The 22,074-nt window shown below is 71.7% G+C and carries 24 protein-coding genes; 7 read left to right on the forward strand and 17 right to left on the reverse strand.

What is annotated here, in order from left to right:
* Positions 1 to 2 precede the first annotated feature (2 nt).
* The 12 genes from ACQEVJ_RS23540 to ACQEVJ_RS23595 all read right to left on the reverse strand — a co-directional run bounded on the left by ACQEVJ_RS23540 (position 3) and on the right by ACQEVJ_RS23595 (position 11,369).
* Positions 3 to 506: an FHA domain-containing protein gene (locus ACQEVJ_RS23540; RefSeq protein ID WP_079313913.1), complete on the reverse strand. Its 504-nt coding sequence runs from the start codon at positions 504 to 506 to the stop codon at positions 3 to 5.
* 187 nt (positions 507 to 693) lie between these two features.
* On the reverse strand, positions 694 to 3,198 hold the full coding sequence (locus ACQEVJ_RS23545) for a sugar phosphate nucleotidyltransferase (protein ID WP_433104392.1): 2,505 nt from the start codon (positions 3,196 to 3,198) through the stop codon (positions 694 to 696).
* A gap of 3 nt (positions 3,199 to 3,201) precedes the next feature.
* Positions 3,202 to 3,768 (reverse strand): CDP-alcohol phosphatidyltransferase family protein, encoded by a 567-nt coding sequence (locus ACQEVJ_RS23550; protein ID WP_433104394.1) that lies wholly within the window; start codon positions 3,766 to 3,768, stop codon positions 3,202 to 3,204.
* A gap of 10 nt (positions 3,769 to 3,778) precedes the next feature.
* A complete protein-coding gene (locus ACQEVJ_RS23555) occupies positions 3,779 to 3,946 on the reverse strand; it encodes a hypothetical protein (protein ID WP_433104396.1) in 168 nt (55 codons plus the stop codon).
* On the reverse strand, positions 3,943 to 6,108 hold the full coding sequence (locus tag ACQEVJ_RS23560) for a peptidase domain-containing ABC transporter (protein WP_433104398.1): 2,166 nt from the start codon (positions 6,106 to 6,108) through the stop codon (positions 3,943 to 3,945). Before ACQEVJ_RS23560 ends, ACQEVJ_RS23555 begins: the two co-directional genes overlap by 4 nt.
* Complete coding sequence (locus ACQEVJ_RS23565) at positions 6,105 to 6,281, reverse strand: hypothetical protein (RefSeq protein WP_433104400.1); 177 nt, start codon at positions 6,279 to 6,281, stop codon at positions 6,105 to 6,107. Before ACQEVJ_RS23565 ends, ACQEVJ_RS23560 begins: the two co-directional genes overlap by 4 nt.
* On the reverse strand, positions 6,278 to 7,249 hold the full coding sequence (locus tag ACQEVJ_RS23570; protein ID WP_433104402.1) for a TIGR04500 family putative peptide maturation system protein: 972 nt from the start codon (positions 7,247 to 7,249) through the stop codon (positions 6,278 to 6,280). Before ACQEVJ_RS23570 ends, ACQEVJ_RS23565 begins: the two co-directional genes overlap by 4 nt.
* The gene (locus tag ACQEVJ_RS23575) at positions 7,230 to 8,246 is read right to left on the reverse strand and encodes an MvdC/MvdD family ATP grasp protein (RefSeq protein WP_433104404.1); all 1,017 of its coding nucleotides are present in this window, start codon (positions 8,244 to 8,246) and stop codon (positions 7,230 to 7,232) included. Before ACQEVJ_RS23575 ends, ACQEVJ_RS23570 begins: the two co-directional genes overlap by 20 nt.
* Positions 8,247 to 8,328: 82 nt before the next feature.
* The gene (locus ACQEVJ_RS23580; RefSeq protein ID WP_433104405.1) at positions 8,329 to 8,481 is read right to left on the reverse strand and encodes a hypothetical protein; all 153 of its coding nucleotides are present in this window, start codon (positions 8,479 to 8,481) and stop codon (positions 8,329 to 8,331) included.
* Positions 8,482 to 8,804: 323 nt separating this feature from the next.
* A complete protein-coding gene (locus ACQEVJ_RS23585) occupies positions 8,805 to 8,933 on the reverse strand; it encodes a hypothetical protein (protein ID WP_433104407.1) in 129 nt (42 codons plus the stop codon).
* A gap of 70 nt (positions 8,934 to 9,003) precedes the next feature.
* Entirely contained in the window at positions 9,004 to 9,693 is a 690-nt protein-coding gene (locus tag ACQEVJ_RS23590) for a response regulator (RefSeq protein WP_433104409.1), read from the reverse strand.
* Positions 9,690 to 11,369, reverse strand: a complete 1,680-nt coding sequence (locus tag ACQEVJ_RS23595) for a sensor histidine kinase (protein ID WP_433104411.1) — start codon at positions 11,367 to 11,369, stop codon at positions 9,690 to 9,692. Before ACQEVJ_RS23595 ends, ACQEVJ_RS23590 begins: the two co-directional genes overlap by 4 nt.
* A gap of 173 nt (positions 11,370 to 11,542) precedes the next feature.
* Here ACQEVJ_RS23595 and ACQEVJ_RS23600 point away from each other — a divergent pair, with 173 nt between their 5' ends.
* The 3 genes from ACQEVJ_RS23600 to ACQEVJ_RS23610 all read left to right on the forward strand — a co-directional run bounded on the left by ACQEVJ_RS23600 (position 11,543) and on the right by ACQEVJ_RS23610 (position 13,841).
* Positions 11,543 to 12,133, forward strand: a complete 591-nt coding sequence (locus ACQEVJ_RS23600; RefSeq protein WP_433104413.1) for a class I SAM-dependent methyltransferase — start codon at positions 11,543 to 11,545, stop codon at positions 12,131 to 12,133.
* Positions 12,134 to 12,171: 38 nt separating this feature from the next.
* Positions 12,172 to 13,353 (forward strand): acyl-CoA dehydrogenase family protein, encoded by a 1,182-nt coding sequence (locus ACQEVJ_RS23605; RefSeq protein WP_433104415.1) that lies wholly within the window; start codon positions 12,172 to 12,174, stop codon positions 13,351 to 13,353.
* Between the two features lie 65 nt (positions 13,354 to 13,418).
* Positions 13,419 to 13,841 (forward strand): SRPBCC family protein, encoded by a 423-nt coding sequence (locus ACQEVJ_RS23610; RefSeq protein ID WP_433104417.1) that lies wholly within the window; start codon positions 13,419 to 13,421, stop codon positions 13,839 to 13,841.
* 85 nt (positions 13,842 to 13,926) lie between these two features.
* Here ACQEVJ_RS23610 and ACQEVJ_RS23615 read toward each other — a convergent pair whose 3' ends face one another.
* The 3 genes from ACQEVJ_RS23615 to ACQEVJ_RS23625 form a co-directional block, all read right to left on the reverse strand.
* Positions 13,927 to 14,718 (reverse strand): enoyl-CoA hydratase/isomerase family protein, encoded by a 792-nt coding sequence (locus ACQEVJ_RS23615; RefSeq protein ID WP_433104419.1) that lies wholly within the window; start codon positions 14,716 to 14,718, stop codon positions 13,927 to 13,929.
* On the reverse strand, positions 14,715 to 15,644 hold the full coding sequence (locus ACQEVJ_RS23620; protein ID WP_433104421.1) for an alpha/beta hydrolase: 930 nt from the start codon (positions 15,642 to 15,644) through the stop codon (positions 14,715 to 14,717). The genes ACQEVJ_RS23615 and ACQEVJ_RS23620 overlap by 4 nt, the downstream gene beginning before the upstream one ends.
* Positions 15,645 to 15,747: 103 nt before the next feature.
* Positions 15,748 to 16,446, reverse strand: a complete 699-nt coding sequence (locus ACQEVJ_RS23625) for a gamma-glutamyl-gamma-aminobutyrate hydrolase family protein (RefSeq protein ID WP_433104423.1) — start codon at positions 16,444 to 16,446, stop codon at positions 15,748 to 15,750.
* Positions 16,447 to 16,741: 295 nt separating this feature from the next.
* On the opposite strand from ACQEVJ_RS23625, the gene ACQEVJ_RS23630 reads away from it, so the two are divergent.
* Together ACQEVJ_RS23630 and ACQEVJ_RS23635 are read left to right on the forward strand one after the other, a co-directional pair.
* Positions 16,742 to 17,881, forward strand: a complete 1,140-nt coding sequence (locus ACQEVJ_RS23630; protein WP_433104425.1) for a globin domain-containing protein — start codon at positions 16,742 to 16,744, stop codon at positions 17,879 to 17,881.
* A gap of 80 nt (positions 17,882 to 17,961) precedes the next feature.
* Positions 17,962 to 19,038, forward strand: a complete 1,077-nt coding sequence (locus tag ACQEVJ_RS23635) for a WD40/YVTN/BNR-like repeat-containing protein (RefSeq protein WP_433104427.1) — start codon at positions 17,962 to 17,964, stop codon at positions 19,036 to 19,038.
* Between the two features lie 95 nt (positions 19,039 to 19,133).
* Here ACQEVJ_RS23635 and thyX read toward each other — a convergent pair whose 3' ends face one another.
* On the reverse strand, positions 19,134 to 19,916 hold the full coding sequence (gene thyX, locus ACQEVJ_RS23640; RefSeq protein WP_433104429.1) for an FAD-dependent thymidylate synthase: 783 nt from the start codon (positions 19,914 to 19,916) through the stop codon (positions 19,134 to 19,136).
* A 316-nt stretch (positions 19,917 to 20,232) separates the two neighbouring features.
* A complete protein-coding gene (locus ACQEVJ_RS23645) occupies positions 20,233 to 20,607 on the reverse strand; it encodes a DoxX family protein (RefSeq protein ID WP_433104431.1) in 375 nt (124 codons plus the stop codon).
* Between the two features lie 117 nt (positions 20,608 to 20,724).
* On the opposite strand from ACQEVJ_RS23645, the gene ACQEVJ_RS23650 reads away from it, so the two are divergent.
* A complete protein-coding gene (locus ACQEVJ_RS23650; protein ID WP_433104433.1) occupies positions 20,725 to 21,243 on the forward strand; it encodes a MarR family winged helix-turn-helix transcriptional regulator in 519 nt (172 codons plus the stop codon).
* An 82-nt stretch (positions 21,244 to 21,325) separates the two neighbouring features.
* Positions 21,326 to 21,994 (forward strand): SDR family NAD(P)-dependent oxidoreductase, encoded by a 669-nt coding sequence (locus tag ACQEVJ_RS23655; protein WP_433104435.1) that lies wholly within the window; start codon positions 21,326 to 21,328, stop codon positions 21,992 to 21,994.
* Positions 21,995 to 22,074 lie beyond the last annotated feature (80 nt).

The raw sequence follows: 22,074 nt of genomic DNA on the forward strand, positions 1-22,074 counted from the left end.
GATCACAGCCCTCCGGGACCACGTGTGAGGAACACCAGCCGGAACTTGCCGATCTGCACCTCGTCGCCGCCCTGCAACGGGGACTCCTCGATGCGCTCCCGGTTGACGTAGGTGCCGTTGAGGCTGCCCACGTCGCGCACGGTGAACTGGCCGCCGCGCCGGTAGAACTCCACGTGCCTCCTGGACACGGTCACATCGTCCAGGAAAATGTCGCTTTCCGGGTGGCGACCCGCCGTAGTGAGGTCGCTGTCGAGCAGAAATCGGCTCCCCGCGTTCGGGCCGCGCATGACCACCAGAAGAGCCGTGCCGGGGGGCAACTGCTCGACCGCGGCCCTGTCCGGCAGAAGCGTCTGGCCCGTCTCCGCCTCAAGCGCCTCGAGTGAGATCGTCGAGGTCGTGTCGGCTGCGACGGGCGCCGGAGCGCTCAGCGGCGAACCGCATCGTGAACAGAAACGGGCATCCTCGGGGTTGGCATGACCGCACTGCGTGCAGTAGACGCTGGGCATCGAACGGCTCGGCCTCTCTCACGACTTGCTCTAGGACTGGCTCAAACTGCGAATGCCGCAACTTACGCTGATCAGGCACAAAGGTCAAGACCGCGGCTGGGCGTGGACTGACCAACGCTACAGCCAGTGGAGGTTCAAGGTCCATCCCGCCACACAGTGTTCATCGGCCTCGCCTCCGGCAAGGCCGTCAGTGGGCGCCTGCGGCTTGTTCGACGACGTGGGCCCAGCGCTCCAGGAGGGCCTGGGCGGTGTCCACGTCGTGGCCCTCGGCCCACAGGTGGGTGACGGCCTCGGCGGGGTCGGGCAGGACGAGGGCCCAGCTTCCGTCGTCCTCCACGACGCGGACGCCGTCGGTGGTGTCCAGGCGGTGGCCCTCGGCCGCCTCGACGACCGAGCGCATCACGGCCCCCTTGTGCGCCCAGGGCGTGGGAACGGTCCGCTTGAGCAGCTTGGCCTCCGGGATGCGGGCGTCGATCTGGCTGAGCGACAGCCGGGTGCGCGCGACCAGGCCGAGCAGGCGCAGGAACACCGCCAGGCCGTCCACGGTGGGCGCGAACTCCGGGACGATGAAGCCGCCCCTCCCGTCGCCCGCGAAGATCGTGTCGGGGTGCCGGGCCGCCCGCGTCAGCGTGTCGAGGCTCGTGGCCGTCCAGTCGACCTGCACGCCGTGGAAGCGGCACACCATCTCCGCCACCCGGGTCGTGGTGACCGGCAGGGCCACCCTGCCGCCCCGGCGCTCGGCCGCCACCAGGTCGAGCACGACGAGCAGCGCCCGCTCCTCGCTGATCAGCTGGCCCATCTCGTCCACCAGGGAGACCCGCTCCGCCACCGGGTCGAACCGTACGCCGAAGGCGGCCCGCGCCGAGGCCACCAGCTCCGCCAGGCGCTGCAGGTCGCGGCGGCGCTCGGCGAGCGTCTCGGTCGGCGAGGCGTCGTCGAGGCGGTTGTTCACGGTGAGCACGTCGACCCCGGCCCGGCCCAGCAGGCTCGGCAGCACGAGCGAGGAGGTGCCGCCCGCGCAGTCGACCACGACCTTCATCTCCGTGTCCTTCACGCCGGACATGTCGATGCAGGCCAGCAGCTCCCGGGCGTACGTGTCGACGGCGCGGGCCGGGAAGGTCAGCTCGGCGATCTCGCCGGGGAAGGCCCGCCGGTACTCCTGCCGGGAGAAGACCCGCTCCAGCTTGCGCTGGGCCGCCTGGGAGAGGTCGGCCCCCGTCTCGTCCATGAACACGATGTCGACGCTCTGCGGGTCGCCCGCCGTGGTGCGCAGGGCGATCCCGCCCCGGACGTTCTCCCGCGAGGTGTTGAACCTGGCGACCGGCAGGGCGGCGGCCTCCAGATCGACCACGTTGATCGCGCTGGAGTTCAGCGCGCTGATCACCGCCCGCTTGAGCGCCCGCGCCGCGCGCGAGGCGTCGCGGGAGGTGACCACCGTGTCGCCCTTGTGCAGCGTCGTGGCGTACGCGCTGGCCAGCCGTACGCACAGCTCCGGGGTGATCTCGACGTTGACCAGCCCGGAGACCCCGCGCGGGCCGAACAGGCTGCGCTGCCCGCGCGACTCCCAGATGACGCTGGTGTTGACGACCGTGCCCGCCTCGATCGTCTTGAACGGGTAGATCTTCACGCCGGAGGAGACGTACGCCTCGGCCTCGACGACGCACTCGTCGCCGACGACCGCGTTCTCCTCGATCCTGGCGCCGGTCATCACGTCGGTGTTCTTGCCGATCACGCAGCCGCGCAGGTGGGCGGCCGGGCCGACGTACACGTTGTCGCTGACCACGGCGCGGTGCAGGAAGGCGCCCTCCTTGACGACCGCGTTGCTGCCGAGCACCGTGTATTCGCGCAGCTCGGCCCCGGCCTCGACCTTGGCGTAGTCGCCGATGTAGAGGGGGCCCTTGAGCACGGCGTCGGGGTCGACCGACGCTCCCTCCGCGGCCCACACCCCCGGGGCCAGCTCGAACGCGTCGAAGTCGACCTTGACCTTGCCCTCCAGGACATCCGCCTGGGCCTTGAGGTAGCTCTCGTGGGTGCCGACGTCCTCCCAGTAGCCCTCGGCCACGTAGCCGAACAGCCGGCAGCCCCGTTCGAGCATCTTGGGGAAGATGTCGGACGACCAGTCGACCGACTGGCCGGGGGCGATCTCGTCGAGGACCGACGGCTCCATGATGTAGATGCCGGTGTTGACCGTGTCGGAGAACACCTGGCCCCAAGTGGGCTTCTCCAGGAAGCGCTGGATGCGGCCGCTCTCGTCCACGATGATGATCCCGAACTCCAGCGGGTTGGGCACGCGCTTGAGCCCGATGGTGACCAGCGCCCGGTTCTCGCGGTGGAAGCGGAGCATGTCGGTCAGGTCGATGTCGGTGAGCGCGTCACCGGAGATGACCAGGAAGCGGTCGTCGCGGAGCTTGTCCGCGGCGTTCTTCACGCTGCCGGCCGTCCCGAGGGGCACCTCCTCGGTGGCGTAGTGGAGGGTCATGCCCAGCTCGTCGCCGTCGCCGAAGTAGTTGCGGATCAGCGCGGCCAGGAACTGCACCGTCACCACGGTCTCGGTGAACCCGTGCCGCTTCAGCAGCCGGAGCACGTGTTCCATGATCGGCCGGTTGATGATGGGGAGCAGGGGCTTGGGCTGGTTCGCGGTCATCGGCCGCAGCCGTGTCCCCTCCCCGCCCGCCATGACGACGGCCTTCACGGGTCACCCCTTCGTTAGCTGGCGCACCTGTACGACATACAACACCCCCGCCCACCAATACAGACCAGTTCCCCAGATGGCGAAGGCCCATCCGAAGATCGCGGCAATCTCGGCGTACCACCCCTGATGGGAGGCGAGGAACAGCAGCGGGAACGCGTACATCAGGGCGGCGGTGCCGGCCTTGCCGAGGAAGTGGACGGGCAGCGCCGGGCCGTACCCGTGCCGCCGCAGCACGGGCGGCACCCACAGCAGCAGCACGTCGCGCAGCGGCACCGCGAGCGCCAGCCACCAGGGGACGGCGTCCCGCAGCACCAGGCCGACCAGGGTGGCGAGGATGTAGAGCCGGTCGGCGAGCGGGTCGATGAGCCGGCCGAGTTTGCTGATCTGGTTCCAGGCGCGGGCGAGCTTGCCGTCGAGCCAGTCGCTGAAGCCCGCGAGCGCCAGCAGCGCGATGGCCCACCCGTCGGCGTGGGGACCCAGCACGAGCCAGAGGAAGACGGGAACGCCGAGCAGCCGCAGGGCGCTCAGCAGGTTGGGCACCGTCCAGATCCGGTCCTCGGCAGCGTTCACGCCCCAGACCTTACATGCCGCTCTGCCGGTCGCTCCGGGCAGGAGCCACGGGGTTGAACCCGGTGTCGACCAAGCCGAACCGGTGCGCCATGACCGCCGCCTGGGTGCGGTTGCGCAGCCCCTTGACCAGGAATCCGAGCGCGCCCGCCGCGTGACGGCTGGTAGCGGGCGGTATCAAGACGATGATCCGTCACCCGTTCGCCTAGGGGTGGAGGCCGTTTGCGCGGCGACGAGGCGGGTGTAGCGCCCGCCCAGGGCCAGCAGCTCCTCATGGGTGCCCCGCTCCACCACCATGCCCCCCTCGACGACCAGGATCAGGTCGGCGTCCCTCACCGTGCTCAGCCGGTGCGCGATCACGATGCGGGTCTGCGTCAGGTGGGACAGCCGCGCCTCGATGTCGGCCTCGGTCGCGCTGTCCAGGTTGCTGGTCGCCTCGTCGAGCAGAAGCACCTTGGGGCGGGGCAACAGCGCGCGGGCCAGGGCGAGGCGTTGGCGCTGTCCACCCGACAGGCCGCCGCCCTCGACCAGGATCGTCTCGTAGCCCATCGGCATCGCCATGATCTCGTCGTGCAGGCCCGCGAGCCGGGCCGCCTCGGCGATCCGGTCCATGCCGGCCTCGGGGAAGTTGAGCGCGATGTTCTCCCGGATCGTCCCGGTGAACAGCGACGGCTCCTGGGTGACCACGCCGAACTGGCGGCGCAGCGATCGGGGGTTGAGCTCCGCCGCGGGAACGCCGTCATACCGGATCTCCCCGGCCGTCGGCTGGTACAAGGCGAGCAGGAGGCGGGCGAGCGTGCTCTTGCCCGACCCCGAGGGACCGACCAGCGCGACCTTCTGCCCCGGCCGTACGACCAGTGAGACGTCGCGCAGCGTCCACGAGCCGCGCGGGTCGTGGCGGAAACCCACCCCGCGCAGCTCGATGCCGCCGCGCAGCCGCAGCACCTCGATCCCCGTGGACGGCTCCGGCTCGGAGGCGAGGATGTCCGACAGCCGGTCGAAGTGCGCCCCGGCCTGCTGAAGGCTGCGCAGGGTGGTCATCAGCGAGCCGATCGGGGTGAGCGCGGCGGTGGCCAGGGCGTTCAGCGCGAGCAGCGTCCCGAGGCTCAGCGACCCGTCGAGCACCCGCCACGCGCCGACCCACAGCAGCCCCAGCGGCGCGAGATAGCGCACCGCCCCGAGCGCCGCCTCGATGAGCCCCCGGACGAGCCCTCCCCGCACGTCGGCGTCGAGTTGCCGAGCGAACAGGTCCGACCAGCGCTGCATCGCCCGCGGCTCGGCCCCGGACGCCTTGAGCGTCTCGATGCCGCCGACGGCCTCCATCAGCCGGCCCTGCGTGACGGCGAGAGCGGCCAGCTCGCGCCTGGTCAGGTCGCCCACCCGGCGGGCGGTGCCGAGCAGGAGGGCGGCCTGCCCTGCGGCGAGCACCGCGAGGAAGCCGCCGAAGACCGGGTCCCGGGCGAAGACGAGCAGCAGGTAGATCAGGGCGAGCGGCCCGTCGAGCAACGACGAGAGAATCTGCCCGGTCAGCGTCTCGCGCAGGGCGATGACGCTGTTCGATCGGTTCACCAGGTCTCCCTTGCCCCGCACCGCGAAGTACCGGTAGGGCAGTGCGACAAGGTGCGACACCAGGTTCCGCGTCACCTCGCCGTCGGTGCGCGAGCGGAGCGCGACGAGCAGCACCGAACGCAGGTAGCTCACCGCGAACTGGGTGACCACGGCGACCAGCACGGCCACGCCGAGGAGCGCGAGAAGCCCGGAGTCCCCGCGCGGGAGGATCCGGTCGACGACGATCTGGAACGCCGTCGCGAGCCCCAGGCCGAGCACCTGGAGCAGCACTGAGGCCGCGAGCACCTGGGCGAGCAGGCCCTTCCTGCGGAACACCAGGGCGCGCAGGAAGTCGCGCCGCCACGCCCGCGCGGCGCTGGACCGCACGCGGCGGAACCCCGGCTCCGGCTCGAACGCCAGCAGCACGCCGGTGAAGCCGGCGGCGAACTCGGCGGGCGTGAGCCGCCTGCGTCCCTGGCCGGGGTCCACGATGTCCACGTGATCGGGCGTCCACCGCTCCACCACCACGAAGTGCTGGAACTCCCAGTGGACGATCGCGGGCATGGGCACCCGCCCGAGGTCGGCCGGCTCCAGCGAGAACGCCTTGGCGTTCAGGCCGAACTCCCGCGCGGCGTGGACGATGGCCAGCGCGCTCAGGCCGTCCCTGCCCACCTGGAGGTGGTCGGTGACCTCCTGCACGGTGGTGCGGTGGCCGTGGAAGGACAGGATCACGGCCAGGCAGGCCGCGCCGCACTCGGTCGCCGAGTTCTGCAGAAAGACCGGGACCCGTCTCACCCGCCACCCCTCAGGACCAGAGCGGTGAGAACGGCCAGCCCCGAGGTGAGCACCGCGACCGCGCACCAGAGCAGGACGAGCGTACGGTTGCCGACCTCCTCGACAGCGGCCGGGGCGGACGGCGGGGCGGCATGGCGACGCAGCGCCTCGGCGCGGAAGAGCTGCCTGTTCACAGCGTGCCGGTCCGCGCCGTGGTTCCCCAGAACCACTCGATCTTCGCGGCCCGGCGGCGTTCATCGATCCACAGGTCGAAGACCCGCCGTTCGACGCGGCGGCGCGTGTCCGCGTCGAGCTCGGCGCCGGCCACGGAGATCACCTTGAGCAGGACGTCCGGGGCGGGCGAGACGACGTCGCCGGGGCGGGCAGTGCCCATCTCGGCCGCGGGCACGTCCTCGACGATCAGCCGGGCGCCGCGCGTCCGCTCCGCCAGCGCGTAGAAGCCGGCTCCGGCGTCGATCTCGGCCGCCGCCCGCCGGGCCACCTCGGAGTCGGGGAAGGTGAGGCGGGCGGCCCTGACCGTGCCGAACTCCTCCCGGTGCTCCTCGAAGTACGGCTCGACCCGTCCGGCCGTCACCCGCTCGCGGACGCGGGCGGCGGCCACCTCCCCCGCGACCAACTCCTGGAGGTCCACCACGGTGAGGGAGCGGCGGTCCATCCACTCGCGCGTCCGTTCCGCGGTGAGCAGTCCCCGGGCGCGGCGGAAGGCGTCCACCGCCTCCTGGATCTCGTGGTCGGAGAGCTCGACCGGCGCCTCCTCCATCTCGGCCTGGACGAGGGCGGCGGCGACGATCCGGTCCACCAGCCGGGCCTCGTCCCACAGGAAGTCGAGCCAGGCGACCGCGTCGACCACCTTGACCCCGACTCCGTCGATCCGCAGCAGCAGCATCTCGCCGGCCCGCTGCACGCCCCGCAGGGGCCAGGGCAGGGCACGGTCGGGGCACCAGGACAGCGACACGGTCCCCTCCCCCGGCCGTTTGATCAGAAGGTCGTAGTGGAGCGAGTCGTCGTAGTCCTCCCGCTGCCACAGCAGCCGGAAGCGCACGCCGGGATGGCGCTCCCGCAACTCCCGCAGGCGCTCCTGGGCCTCGGACGGGTCGACGCCGTCCAGGCCGCGAAGGGTTTCAAGGGCGTCCGGCAACATGCGCGGTCTCCTCTCCGACCGTGCCGTACATCAACAGATCACACAACGCCGCGCCGATCGGCAGGCCCGTGGCCTTCTCGATCCAGAGCCACTGGCCACTGGGGTTGACCTCGAGGAAGACGTAACGCCCGTCGGGGGTCAGGATGAGATCGATCGCTCCGTAGCGCAGGCCGAGCCGCCCCACGATCCGCACGCAGCGCTCGGCCACCTCCGGCGGCAGCTCGTGCACCTCATGGCGGGTGCTGCCCGGGTCATAGCGGCGCCAGTCGAGCCTCGTGTGATTGCTCTCCTGCGAGTGGATCTCTGCCGCGAAGACGGCCCGCCCCACGACGGTCACCCGCAGTTCGACCCTCTTGGGCACGTACTCCTGGATGACGACCGGGCCGAACCTGATCGCGTCCGCGTACGCCACATCCCGGGTGGACACCGGTTCCGACATCCGGGCCACGCCCTCCCCGTCAGCGCGGGGACTCGTGGGAGCGCCCAGGGGCTTGGTGATGATGCGGCCCTGGTGCCGGCTGTAGAAGTCCAGGAACTCGTCGGGGTCGTTGGTGATCAGCGTGTCCGGCAGCTCGAATCCGAGACGACCGGCCAGGACCAGCTGTGAGGACTTGCGCTGGGCCAGCCTCACCCGTTCCCTGGGCGCGGGGACCATGCGGCAGTCGAGCTGCTCCCACAGGTCCCCGGCGAACACCGCGCACTCCTGCTCGATGTGGGCACGTGCCACCGGGTCGGCGATCTCGGGATGCGCGACGGGAGCCTGGGGACGGCGGAACCACACCGCCGTCAGATGGTCGAGATCGACGTCCGCCGTCTCCGTGCGCAGCCGCCGCCGCACCCGCCCGTCACGGTGGTAAACCGCGTCGAGCACCGCGCGGACCGGATAGTCGGCCGGGTCGAAGACGACCGCTTTCGCCCCCCGCGCGGCCAGCAGACGGGCCACGTGCTCCGCATGGGGGTCTCCGTCGATCGTGAGGATGAGTATCTCGCCGGGCATCTCTCGTTCTTCCTTGACTGGCATCCTGATCTGGGGCGGGGCGCCGGAAGGGCGCCCCGCCCGGCCACTCAGAAGCGGTCGCTCAGAAGTCGAGGTCCTTGGCGTCGATGCTGCCGTCCGGGGTCATGACCTGGCTCGACCAGTCGAACTTCCGGCCGCCGTTGACGAGACGGAGGTCTCCCTCGTCGAGCTCCGGCCCGGCCGCCGCGATGTCGTCAATTCTGATCTTGGGCATTGTGATCCTCCAGCCGTCCGGGGACGGCGCGGTTCCTGATGTGATGGCACCCGGTCGGGCGCCGGACACAGACGCTAGGAGGGCCTTCTTGGCGTCCACTTCGGACGATCTGAGGATCGGCTAAACGGTCGCTTAGTCAGGGGTGCTCAGGCCGCACCGACGAGGGCACCCAGCGGAAGTGCCGCCGGGCGAGCAGGTGCCACAGCCCGAACCCGACGAGCACCACCCCCGACCCGATCCGACGGCTGTGCCGGTGACGAGCGAGCCCGTGACACTCACGGCGACGACCACGACGGCCGCCGACGCCAGGTGTCCCAGCGCGATCACCGGCAGGGACTGCAGGGGCAGGTCGCGGCTGCGCTCCTGCGGCCCTGGGCGACGGCGAACAGCCAGCCCGTCGCCGGGTTGATCCCGTGGAAGGCGCCGAGCAGGACGACGGCGGCCGGCGTCACGGGTAGCAGTAGCAGCCGGAGGAGGCAACCGTTCAGATCCGGTCCTCGGCAGCGTTCACGCCCCAGCGCCCTACATGCCGCTCTGCCGGTCGCTCCGGGCAGGAGCCACGGGGTTGAACCCGGTGTCGACCAAGCCGAACCGGTGCGCCATGACCGCCGCCTGGGTGCGGTTGCGCAGCCCCAGCTTCTCGATGATCGCGGCGACGTGGCTCTTGACCGTCGTGACCCCCACGTGCAGCCGGTCGGCGATCTCGGCGTTGGACAGGCCCACCCCGATCAGGGTGAGCACCTGCGCCTCGCGCTCGGTGAGGCCGGACGGGAGCGGCACCGCCTGCCGCTCGGCCGCCAGGGCCCGTTCGACGACGCGCCGCAGCACGGACGGCGCGAGCGGCGGCTCCCCCGTCGCGGCCCGCCGTACCGACTCGACCATCCGGGCGGGCGGGTCGTCCTTGACCAGGAATCCGAGCGCGCCCGCGCCCAGCGCGGCGTAGAGGTTCTCGTCCTCGGAGAACGTGGTGAGGACGACGATCCGGGCGGAGGGCTGGGCGGCGAGGATCCTGCGGGTGGCCTCAAGGCCGTCGACGCGCGGCATCCGCAGGTCCATCAGCACCACGTCGGGACGGTGCCGCTCGGTCAGCCGTACGGCCTCGGCCCCGTCGGCCGCCTCCCCGCACACCTCCATGTCGCCGGCCGCCTCCAGCATCATCCGGACACCCGCCCGCACCAGGGCCTGGTCGTCGGCGACCACGACGCGGATCACGCGAACCTCCCCGTCACGCGGCACTCCGGCCGGCTCTCGCGCGGGACCGGCAGCGAGGCGGTCAGCCGCCAGCCGCCGTCACCGGACGGGCCCACGGTGACGTGCCCGCCGAAGGCGCGGGCCCGCTCCCGCATGCCCGCGATGCCCTGGCCGTGGGACGGCAGTACGTCCGGAGGACGGGACGTGCCGGGGCCGTTGCGCACCTCGACCGTGAGCGCGTCCGGGCGCATCGCCACATCGACCTCCGCTCGGGCCCCCGGCCCGGCGTGTTTGAGCACGTTCGTCAGCCCCTCCTGGACGATCCTCGCCGCCGAGGCCCGCACCACCAGCGGGGCCCGTTCGGCCTCGGGCGCAAGACGCAGATCCACCCGCAGGCCGGCGGCCGACATCCGGGCCACGGCGTCGCGCAGCACGTCGTCGGGATCGGCCAGCATGTTCGCGAGCATGAGATCGGAAGCCAGCGCCTCGTCCGGGTCGCGCAGCACGGCCAGCAGCCCGCGCAGGTCCTCCAGCACGCGATGCCCGGTGTCCCTGATGTCGGCCAGCGCCTCGGCGGCCGGGCCGCCCGCCCCCGCGTACTGCGCCGCGCTCGCCCGCAGCACCATCGCCCCCACGTGGTGGGCCACGATGTCGTGGACCTCGCGGGCGATCCGCTCCCGCTCGGCGAGCCGGCCGGCCCTGTCCCGCTCCACGGCCAGTTCGGCGGCGTGCCTGGCCTGGGCCTGCCGCACGCCGACGTACCGGCCGATCGCCACGGGCGCGGTCACCATCATCATCAGCGCCACCACCCGGAACGGGGTGACGTCGGCGGGGTCGTCCACGACCACGATCGCCGCGACCGAGCAGGTCAGGGCGTACGCCGCGGCGACCCACGGCCAGGCGGCGCGGGTCGCGAAGACGCCGAGTGCCACCAGGGCGAGCAGTTGCAGGCTGTTGCCGGTCCTCGGGACGTACTGGTCGGCCACGACCAGTACGAGGCTCTCCAGCAGCAGGACCGTGCCGGGCAGGTGCCGCACGACGCCGAGCGCGAGCCCCGCGAGCATCACCCCGAGCGCGACCGCCCACACGGGCGGCTCGCCGCTGTGCCAGTAGGGCCAGGTGGTCAGCACCGACAGCGCCACCCCGCCGCCGGCGAGCAGCAGGTCGAGCAGCGGCGCGGGGTCCTCCTTGCGCCACCCCTCCTGGCCGCGCAGGTAGCGGCCGATCAGCACCGGGGCCGCGCTCAGTCCGACGGAGTAGAACCAGGTGTTGCTCGTGAGGGCGATGCCGGGGTCGGCGAGGTTCACCGCCGTCGCGGCGCAGGCGAGCACGGCGGCCGGCGCCGTCCAGCCCCAGCCGCGCGACCGGGCCAGCACGCCGACCGAGATCGGCAGCAGGACCTGCAGGGTGTTGACGGTGAACGCGCCGATCTGGTCGCAGACCACCAGAAGCACGGACAGGTAGACGGCCACCGGGCCGGGCCATCGGCGCACGAGGCCCATCGGCAGCCCGGCCGCCAGCGCGAAGCCCATTCCCACCCACGCCGGGGCCGGGCCGCTCCCGCCACTCCAGGACCCGCCGCTGACGAGCACGTCGAGCCCGGTCCCGCACACCGCCAGGCCGATGTCGAGGGCCGTGCCGCGCGAGAGCGCGAAGGGCCTGCCGGTGACGAGCCGGCGCGTCGAGGGCCACCGCATGAGGGAACGCTACCTTCCGCCCGCGCGGTGACTAGTCCTCCTGCGGGAGGACGGCTTCTCCTCCTTCTGGCCGCTCCCGCCCGCCGAAGGGCCGTACGCGGTGATCCACCTGGCCGCCAGGCCGGCCCGGACGGCGGGCGGCCAAGGCGGGTCCGCGGCCCTAGCGTCGCCGCATGACCAGCGAATCAGCGATCTTCTTCGGGCAGTTCCTGCGCTCCCCCGCCGTGACCGGGGCGGTCGCGCCCAGCTCACGGCGGTTGTCGGAGGCGGTGTGCGTGCCGGTGCCGGAGCGCGGCGACCCCGTCGTGGTCGAGCTGGGGCCGGGCACCGGCCCCTTCACCGCCGAGATCCAGCGCCGCATCGGCGGGCGGGGGCGGCACCTGGCGGTCGAGATCAATCCGCGCCTGGCCGGCCATCTCGGCGCCCGCTACCCGGGGGTCGAGCTCGTGGTCGACAACGCCGCGCGGCTGCCCGAGCTGCTCGCCGGCCGGGGCGTGGCCGCCGCCGACGTGATCGTGAGCGGGCTGCCCTGGGCGGCGTTTCCCCCCGCCCACCAGGCGGACCTGCTGCGGGCGGTGGTCGCCTCGCTCGCGCCGGAGGGCGCGTTCACGACGTTCTCCTACGTCCACGCCCGCGCCCTGCCCGCGGCCCTGCGGTTCCGCCGCAGGCTGGGCGAGGCGTTCGAGGAGGTGGTCGCCGGGCGCACGGTGTGGCGGAACCTGCCGCCCGCCTTCGTCTACCACGCGCGCCGCCCCCGCCGCTGATCTCGCAGGCCGCCGAACGGCGTTCTAGAGTGGCGGGCATGGACTTCACGCTGCCGGAGAGCGCGCAGGCGGTGCGCCGGGGCATCGCGGACATCTGCTCGCGGTACGACATGGACTACTGGCAGCGCTGCGAATCGGACAAGCGCTGGCCCGAGGAGGTGTGGGCCGAGCTCGCCAAGGGCGGCTGGCTCGGCCTGGCCGTGCCCGAGGAGTACGGCGGAGCCGGACAGGGCCTGCTGGAGCTGGCCGTGGCCACCGAGACCCTGTCGGCCTCCGGCTCCGCCGGCGGTTCGGCGTTCATGTACGTGCTGACGCCGGGGTTCGGGGCGCTCACGCTGGCCAGGCACGGCTCGGCCGAGCAGAAGGCCGCGCTGCTGCCGAAGCTGGCGACGGGAGAGATCGAGACCTGCTTCGCGCTGACCGAGCCCGACGCCGGGTCCAACTCGCTGGCGATCTCGACCTTCGCCCGCAGGGACGGCGACGACTTCGTCGTGAACGGCCAGAAGATCTGGATCACCGGGGTCCAGCGGGCCACCTGGATGCTGCTCGTCACGCGGACGATCCCGGCGGCGGAGGCCAGGCCGCGCACCGACGGGATGACGGTGTTCCTGGTGAACGTGCCGGAGGCCGTGGCGGCGGGGCGGCTGTCCTACCGGCCGATTCCCAAGATGGGCGCGAACACCACGCCGTCCAACATGGTCTTCATCGACGACCTGCGGCTGCCCGCCTCCAGCGTGCTCGGCGAGGTGGACCGGGGGGTGGCCGTGCTGTGGGACGTGCTGAACCCCGAGCGGATCCTGCTGGCGGCCAGCGCGCTCGGCGGGGCCGAGGTGGCGCTGCGGGTGGGCGTGGACTACGCGAAGCAGCGGGAGGTCTTCGGCCGGCCCATCGGGTCCAACCAGGCCATCGCGTTCCCGCTCGCGCAGGTCAAGGCCAAGATCGAGCTGGCCAGGCTGATGCTGTACAAGGCGGCCTGGTCGTTCGACAACCAGCTGCCCTGCGGCACGGAGGCCAACATCGCCAAGCTGACGGCCTCGCAGGCCGCGTGGGAGGCCGCCGACGCCGCGTTCCAGACCCACGGCGGAATGGCGTACTCGCTGGAGTATCCCGTCGCACGGCTACTGGCCGATGCCAGAATCGGCAGGATCGCACCGGTGACCGAGGAACTGCTGCTCAACCACTTGGCCACCCAGGTGCTCGGCCTGCCCAGGAGCTTCTGACGCCACCGACCGCTTGCGCGCCGCCCCGGCGGGGCACTTACTTGAGGCAGCGGAAGGAGTCACACATGCGCGGTCCGTACGCCAGCACGGTGATCAGCGCGGACGCCGGGGACGTCTGGGGATATCTGCGCGAGTTCGGCAACCTCCACGAGTGGCTGCCGGGCGTGTCCGTCTGTGAGATCGAGGACGGCGCGCCACTCGCTCCGGGGGTCGTGCGGCGGGTCGAGGGGGCGGGCGGGGTGTTCCGCGAGCGGTTGCTGACCCTCGACGACGAGGACCGCACACTGACGTACGCCACCATCGAGTCCCCGCTGCCCATGCGCGACTACCGCGCGACGTGCCGGGTCGCCCCGGTGACCGACTCCGGACAGGCGTTCGTGGAGTGGTACGCGAGCTACGAGGCCGACGACCCGGAGAAGATCGCCAAGATCCTCACCCGGGGCGTCTTCGTCCCCGGCCTGGAGTCGCTGCGCAAGCGTTTCAGCTAAGTCGTGTCTGACAAATCATGCCCCTGCTGCGCGTGGCCCAGGCTCGCGACGGGCAGCATTTGTCAGACACTCCTAGCGCTCCGCCTCACGACTCCGGCCGGAAGCGGGGCGGGCGCTTCTCCCGCAGGGCCAGCACGCCCTCGGCGGCGTCGGGGCCGGTGAAGCCGAGGAACTCCATGGCCAGCGAGGCGTCGAACGACGGCCCGGCCATGCGCAGCCAGTTGTTCAGCGCGTACTTGGTCAGCCGGATCGCCTCGGCCGACCCGGCGGCCAGCCGCGTCGCGATCTCCAGCGCCTTGTCATGGACCTGGTCGTCGTCGACGCACAGGCTCACCAGCCCCATCGCCTCGGCCTGCTCGCCGGTGACCGGCTCGCACAGCAGCAGGTGATACTTGGCCTTGGCCAAACCGCACAGCAGCGGCCAGATGATCGCCGCGTGGTCGCCCGCCGCGACGCCCAGCCGGGTGTGGCCGTCGATGATGCGGGCCGTCCGCCCGGCCACCGAGATGTCGGCCAGCAGCGCGACGGCCAGCCCCGCCCCCACCGCCGGGCCCTGGATCGCCGAGACGACAGGCTTCGAGCAGTTGAGCACGTTGTAGACGATGTCGCGGGCCTCGGCGAAGACTTCCAGGCGCGTGGCGTGGTCTCGGGTCATCTCCTCGATCATCGACAGGTCGCCACCCGCGGAGAACGCCTCGCCCTCCCCGCGCACGATCACCGCCCTGACGTCGTCGTCGCGGTCCACGTCGCGCCAGATCTCGGCCAGCTCGCGGTGACCGGTGCGGTCCACGGCGTTGCGCCGGGACGGCTCGCTGATCACGACGCGCAGGACGCCGTCCGCCGCCCAGCCGACCTTCAGCTTCTCGTAGTCCCTCACGACGCGACCTCCAGGGCATCCCTGATCCTGGCGGCGAGGAACTCGCGGCCCTCCAGCGCCTGGTCGAAGAACCCGGGCAGGCCGAGGAAGCCGTGCAGCGCGCCCTCGAAGCAGCGGTGCTCCACGGGGACGCCCGCCTCGGCGAGCGCCAGCGCGTAGGCGGCACCCTCGTCGCACAACGGGTCGCACTCCGCCGTGATCACCGTCGCGGGCGCCAGGCCCGACTTGTCCGGCAGGTGGATCGGCGCGAGACGTGGGTCGCGGGGGTCGGCTCCGGAGGCGTACTGCTCGATGAACCACCTCATCTCCGCCGCGTCGAGCCCGAACCCCTTCCCGTACGCCCCGTAGCTGGGCGTGTCGGTCGCGACGTCGATGACCGGACAGATCAGCGCCTGGTGGGCGAGGCGGAGCCCGGCGTCCCTGGCCAGCCAGGCCGCCACCGCCGCGAGGTTGCCCCCGGCGCTGTCGCCGACCACCGCCACCCTGCGCGCGTCCGCGCCGTAGAAGGCGGGGCGGGCGTGCACGTCGCGGACCACGCCGAAGGCGTCCTCGGCGGCCGCCGGGAACGGGTGCTCGGGCGCGAGGCGGTAGTCCACCGAGACGACGACCGCTCCGGTCCTGTGGGCGAAGTCGCGGCCCAGGGCGTCGTTGCGCTCGACGCTGCCGAAGATCCAGCCGCCGCCGTGGAAGTAGACGAGCACCGGCAGCGGATGCTCGCCCGGCTCCGGACGGTAGATCCGGACCGGCACCCCGGCCGCCGTCTCGTCCCTGACCACCGGCAGGTCGATCCTCGGCCCGCGCTGCTCCACCATCCCGTCCAGGGACCGCAACTGGACGATCTGCTCGCGGGTGAGGGAGGCGATGTCCACTCCGAGATCCGAGGGGAACAGCTTGAGATAGGCCTCCGCCTGGGGATGCAACGCCATGCCCCGCACAGTAACAGCGCCCGCCGACACAACCGCCGAAGCGACCGCGGCGCGCTCTCCCGGCCGCCCGGCGCCGCCTGCGCCGGGACACGGCCCGTGCGGCTCAGGGGCGGGCCGCGTCCACCAGGGCCTCGACCAGGCGGTTGTCCGCGCCGCGCTCGGGGTGCCACTGGACGCCGACCGCGAACCGGTGCCCCTGGAGTTCGACGGCCTCGACGATCTGGTCGTCCGCCCACGCCACCGCGATCAGGCCGGTGCCGAGCCGCCGGACGGCCCGGCGGTGCGCGCCGGTCACCTCCGCGCGGTCGCCCACGGCCTTGCCGACCTTGCTCGACACGCTGACGGTGACCACGTGCGCGGCCGTCTCGTGACGGTCGTGGCCGACGGCCTCCCGCAGGGACGTGATCAGCGTGCCGCCCTGGGCGACGTTGAGCACGTGCATGCCGCGCGAGATCGCCAGCAGCGGCACGTCCGCCTCCACCGCAGCCTGCGCCAGCGCGGTCTCGAACCGGTCACGCTGGGGCTGCGGCCCGCCGAGCCCGTCGTCGTCCTGCTCCCCCGCCGGGACCTCGCCGTACAGCGCAGGATCGACATCGACGCCCCCGGCGAGGACGAGCGCGTCCAGGCGGCGCACGTAGTCGCCGGCGGACACGGGGCTCAGCGGCGGCAGCAGGACGGGCGCGCCGCCCGCCTTCTCCACGGCGCGCGCGTACGCCTGGGGCGAGATCGCCGCCTCACGGACCCATGTGCCCCAGCGCGCGGCCTCGAGATAGGTGGTGATGCCGACGATGGGACGCGCCATGGCCATCTCCTGGGGGTGTGCGAGCAGGCAGGCCCATCATGGCGCAGATCGTTTTCCTTTTTGTCAATTTTCACATCAGTCACATCAGTCACAGCAGCAACATCACGACAAATAACGAAGTGTTCACAGTCGGTTGCCTTGCGGGGAATCGGTTGTGACGCCCAGGAGCCAGTGGAACACTCACGGTTGAGCGATCGGTTGAGCCGGGGCCGCCGGCGCTCGTCACCCGGAGCCGTCAGGGAGGTGGATCGACAGACCGGAGCCCGTTTCCGGTCCCTAGGGTGGGACACAACTGATGCCGCTGAATCCGCGCCTCGTCAAGGAGAGCTTCTCGGTCGTCGAACCCGTCGCCGGGAAGGCCGCGGGCTACTTTTACGGACGACTGTTCACGCAGTGCCCGCACATGCGGGGCATGTTCCCGCCGGGCATGGAGGTGCAGCGCGACCGGCTCTTCCACGCGCTCACAAGGGTCGTCTGGATGCTCGACAGCCCCGAGGGGCTGGCGTCCTATCTCGCCCAGCTCGGGCGGGACCATCGCAAGTACGGCGTGTCCCCCGAGCACTACAGAGCCGTGGGAATCGCCCTTCTCGCCACCATCAGGCACTTCGCCGCCGAGATCTGGACCGAGGAGATCGAGGCCGCCTGGACCGAGGCGTACGCCATGGCGGCGAAGATCATGATCGACGCCGCCGCCGCGGAGACCACGCCCCCCTGGTGGCTGGCGGAGGTGACCGACCACGAGCCGCGCACCCGGGACATCGCGGTGCTCACGCTGCGGCCCTCGCAGCGCATGGACTTCGCCCCCGGACAGTACGTCACGGTCCAGACGGCCAGGTGGCCGCGGGTGTGGCGGCGGTTCTCCATCGCCAACGCGCCCCGCGAGGACGGCACGCTGCGCCTGCACGTGCGGGCCGTACCGGGCGGCTGGGTGAGCACGGCGCTGGTCCGCCACACCCGTATCGGCGACCAACTCCTGCTCGGCCCGCCGGTGGGCACGATGACGCCGCCCGAGTCCGACCGCGACCTCCTCTGCGTCGCCGGAGGCACCGGCCTCGCGCCGCTCAAGGCCGTCATCGAGCACGTCATCACCTCCGGCGACCGCCCGAACATCCACCTGCTGTTCGGCGTCCGGCGCTCGTGCGACCTGTACGACATGCCGGACCTGGCGAGGATGGAGGCAGCCTTCCCCTGGCTGCGGGTCGTGCCGGTGGTCTCCGACGACCCGGCCTACGACGGGATGCGCGGCCGGCTCCCCGACGTGGTCGAGAGGTTCCACTCGTGGGCCGACCACGAGGCGTACGTCTGCGGGCCGCCGGCGATGGTGAACGAGACCGTACGGCGCCTGCAGAACTCGGGGATGCCGCTCGCGCGGATCCACCGCGACCCGATACAGAGCGACACAGCGCAGAGCGGCACAGTGCGGAGCGAGGCTTGACCGGAACGCCGGGCGACGTCGAAGGTTTCCTGGGAGGATTCGAATCGAAAACATAATCGAAATCGGCACAGGGAGGACATATGACCGCACTGCTCGCGATCGGTACTCGCAAAGGATTGTTCCTCGCGCGTTCCTCGGACGGCGGCTCGTTCGAGGTCGAGCCCGTGCGGTTCTCCACGATCGGGATCCACTCGGTCGCGATCGACACCCGCGGGAGCACGCCCCGCCTCCTCGCGGGCATCGAGTACGGCCACTTCGGCCCTTCGGTGATGTGGTCCGACGACCTCGGCGAGACCTGGCAGGAGGCGACGGCCCCGCCGGTCGCCTTCCCCGAGCGCACCGGGGCCGCGCTGGCCCGGGTGTGGCAGCTCCAGCCGTCGCCGGCCGAGCCGGACGTGGTCTGGGCGGGCGCCGAGCCCGCCGCGCTGTTCCGGTCGGAGGACCGCGGGGCCACCTACACGATGGTCGACGGCCTGTGGGACCACCCCACCCGGCCCCAGTGGCAGCCCGGCGGCGGGGGCCTGTGCCTCCACACCGTGATCCCCCACCCCTCCGATCCGCGGCGCATCGCGGTCGCCGCCTCCGCCGTGGGGTTCTTCCGCAGCGACGACGCGGGAGCCACCTGGCGGCCGTCCAACAAGAACATCCGCGCCCCCTTCCTCCCGGAGGGCGCGCAGTATCCCGAGTTCGGCCAGTGCGTGCACAAGGTGGCGCAGCATCCCGCGGCGCCCGAGCGGCTCTACCTGCAGCACCACTTCGGGGTCTACCGGTCCGACGACTTCGGCGACTCCTGGACCGAGATCGGGTCCGGCCTGCCCTCCGACTTCGGGTTCCCGATCGCCGTGGATTCGGACGATCCCGACAGGCTGTACGTCTTCCCGCTGCACGGCGACGTCGACCGGACCCCGCTCGGCCACCGATACCAGGTGTTCCGCAGCGACGACGCCGGGGCCACCTGGCACGGGCACTCCGCCGGGCTGCCCGAGGCCCCGGTGCACGCCTCGGTGCTCAGGGACGCGATGTCCGCCGGGCCCGCCGGGCTGTTCTTCGGCACCCGCGACGGCGAGGTGTACGGCTCCGCCGACGCGGGCGAGACCTGGTCGCTGATCGTCCGTCACCTGCCCGACGTGCTGTGCGTGCGGGCCGCCGTCCTCTGACCCGCCGCCGCGGCCCCGCGGCGCCCTTCCGGGCGACCGCGGGGCGGCGGCTCAGACCTCGGGGGCTCAGACGTCGGCGGCTAGACCTCGGCGGCTCAGACCTTGCGCCAGCCGGGAACCCAGGCGCCGTCCTCGACGACGTAGTCGCCGAACAGGGCCGGGGCCTCCTCCCGCATGATCTCCCCGATGCGGTTGAAGATGAGGCGGATCTCCTCCTCGGCTCCCCCGGCCGTACGGGCCTCGATCGTGTGCCGCAGGGTGCGCACGTTGGCCGTCCAGACCAGGCCGGTCGCGACGCCCTCGGGCGCGAAGCGGCGCATGAACGAGGTGCGGTGCTTCTTCTCCGCGAACGGCACGCCGTCCTCGTCCAGGCCGAAGTGGGTCGCCATCCAGTTCTGGAACTCCTCCATCCGATCGAGCATCTCGGTCGCCCGCTTCATCAGCTCGGCGTCCTCGTGCGCCCACTCGGGGAACCAGAACGGGATGTCGCTCAGCCGGACGAACCGCAGCGACTCCTGCGAGATCGCCACCCCGGGCCGGTGCCGTACCAGCTCGTGGGTGAGCACCCGCGAGACGTTGTGCAGCACGAAGCTGAAGCTGAGGTGCTCCAGGACGCTGCCGTGCGCGCTGGCCAGGATGTTGCGCAGGTACGCCTCCTGGTCGGTGCGCACCCTCGTGACGTTCGGGTTCAGGCCCGGCTCGAACGAGCGGTAGCACAGCCGCCCGGCGAACTCGGCGAGGTTCTGGGCGTCGAACTCGCCGCGCTCCAGCCGCTCGAGCCAGCTCTCTCCGCCGATCTCGTGGAGGTAGCGGGCCAGCTCGTCGTAGTCGATAGACGGTTTGGCGACGAGGAAGACCTCGGGCTCGACGCTGCGCATGCACATTCCCCGTGAAGTGGTGCCGATGGGTGACCGTCCAAGCAAACCAGTTCGCGCCCACGATCGCGACCCGGCCCATGCCATAACCCACACCTCTACGATGTCGTCGAGCCCGCCCTGATCGGCCCTGAACTCCTGTCTCCGACCCCGGCCGCAAACCGACCGCCGGGTGGCTTTCGGGCCGCCAGGTCTTCCGTTCCCCTGCCCCGCGGCGTCTCGTCGGGCCGAACGAGTGAGGTTCGAAGTGCGAGGAAGGGGCGGGGTAGGCGGCAAGAGTGGTCGCCGGAAGACGACCGGCTTGAGCGGGACGGCGATGTCAAAAGGCGTACGGCCCGAACCGGCCCCAAGCCACCACTGCGGCCGGCACGAGCAGGAGCGCGTTGGCCACGATCATCTGCGGCTCCTTGCGGCGGGCGTGCACGACCGCCGCGCCGCTCATGAGGACCACCAGGCCCAGCGCGGCCACGGGAACCAGCACCGCGGCTATGCCGAGCAGTGCCGGGAGTATCAGCCCGGCCGCCCCGGCGACCTCTGCCGCTCCGATCAGCCGCACAGTACCGTCGCCGAACTGCGCCGCCCAGCCGAGCCCCGAGTCGGCCAGTTGTTGCCTGGTGCGACTCAGCTTCATCACCCCGGCCGCCAGGAAGACCAGGGCCAGCAGGCCCGCGACGATCCACAAGAAGACGTCCATGCGTCCCCACTCCTTCGCAATGACTTCAAGCTTAGAGTGACAGTAGCGCTCGATCACTTCAAGCTCATAGCGATCGACTGTTTTGCATCGCTTCATGCTTGAAGTTACGGTGGAGATGTGGAAGAGCACAGGGAACGCCAGGAAGCGCCTGTCAGGCACCGGCTGGACGCCGACGAGCAGCAGCAGTGGTACGCGTTCGCCTATGTCCTCACCCAGCTGCCGGCCGCCCTGGAGGCGCAGATGCAGCGGGACGCGGGCATCGGGCACTTCGAGTACATGACGCTGTCGGCGCTGTCCGGGGCACCCGAGCGCACCCTGCGCATGAGCGATCTGGCGCGTTACGCCGGCAGTACGCTCTCGCGGCTGTCTAATGTGGTCGCCCGGCTGGAAAAGCGCGGCTGGATCCGGCGCCGACCGGACCCCGCCGACGGCCGCTACACCCTGGCCACCCTCACGGAGCAGGGCCAGGACACGGTCACCGGCGCCGCGCCGGCCCACACCGAGGAAGTGCGCCGCCTGGTGTTCGATCCGCTCACCAAGGCGCAGCAGCGCCAGCTGGGCGCCATCGCGCAGCGCATCCTGCGCGCGATGGACGCGCCCTGCCCCACCGACTGGTCGCCCGCTGATCCCCGCTGATCCGGCTCGCCCACCGCACACCCCCGCATCCCGTCCCCGGGTGCCCGTTCGGCCCCCGGCAGAGCAAGGAGAAGGTTCCGCCATGCCCACTCTCGCCATCGTCGGAGCAGGTCCGGGTCTCGGCCTGTCGATCGCCAAGGTCTTCGGCAACCACGGCTTCGACGTCGCCCTGATCTCCCGCAGTGCGGACCGGCTCGATGCCCTGGTGGCCGAGTTGGGCGCCGCAGGTGTCACCGCCGCCGCGTTCCCCGCGGACGTCGCCGACACCGACCAGCTCACCGCCGCCCTGACCGAGGCAGCCGCCCGCTTCGGGCGCATCGACGTCTTGGAGTTCTCCCCGTACGCCGGGCTCGCCATGGTCCAGCCCCAAGACGTCACGCTGGACGCGCTGCGCCCGCAGGTCGACGCCCTGCTGTTCGGAGCGGTCGCCGCGGTGCAGGCCGTGCTGCCCGCCATGCGCGAGGCCGGCTCCGGCACCCTGCTGTTCACCACCGGCGGCGGCGCCATCGACCCCTACCCCATGCTCGCCACCATCAACATCGCCCAGGCCGGTCAGCGCAACTGGGCCCTCAACCTCCACAAGGCCCTCGCCGACCAGGGAATCTACGCCGCCAATGTCGCGATCAACCTCATGATCGCCGACGCCGGGCAGGCCCCCGAGGGTGTCCCGTACCGCGCCCCGGACCACATCGCGCAGGACTACTGGGAGCTGTACACCCGCCGCGAGGCGGCCGAGCACTTGATCGGCTGAGAGCAGCAGGGACGGGGTGACCGCCCCGGCTCCGTCCGCATCACCGCTCCGGTGGGAGGAGTGGGCGGCTCCGGCCCCCG

It is taken from the genome of Microbispora sp. CA-102843, from assembly GCF_050936215.1.
Classification (GTDB): Bacteria; Actinomycetota; Actinomycetes; order Streptosporangiales; family Streptosporangiaceae; genus Microbispora.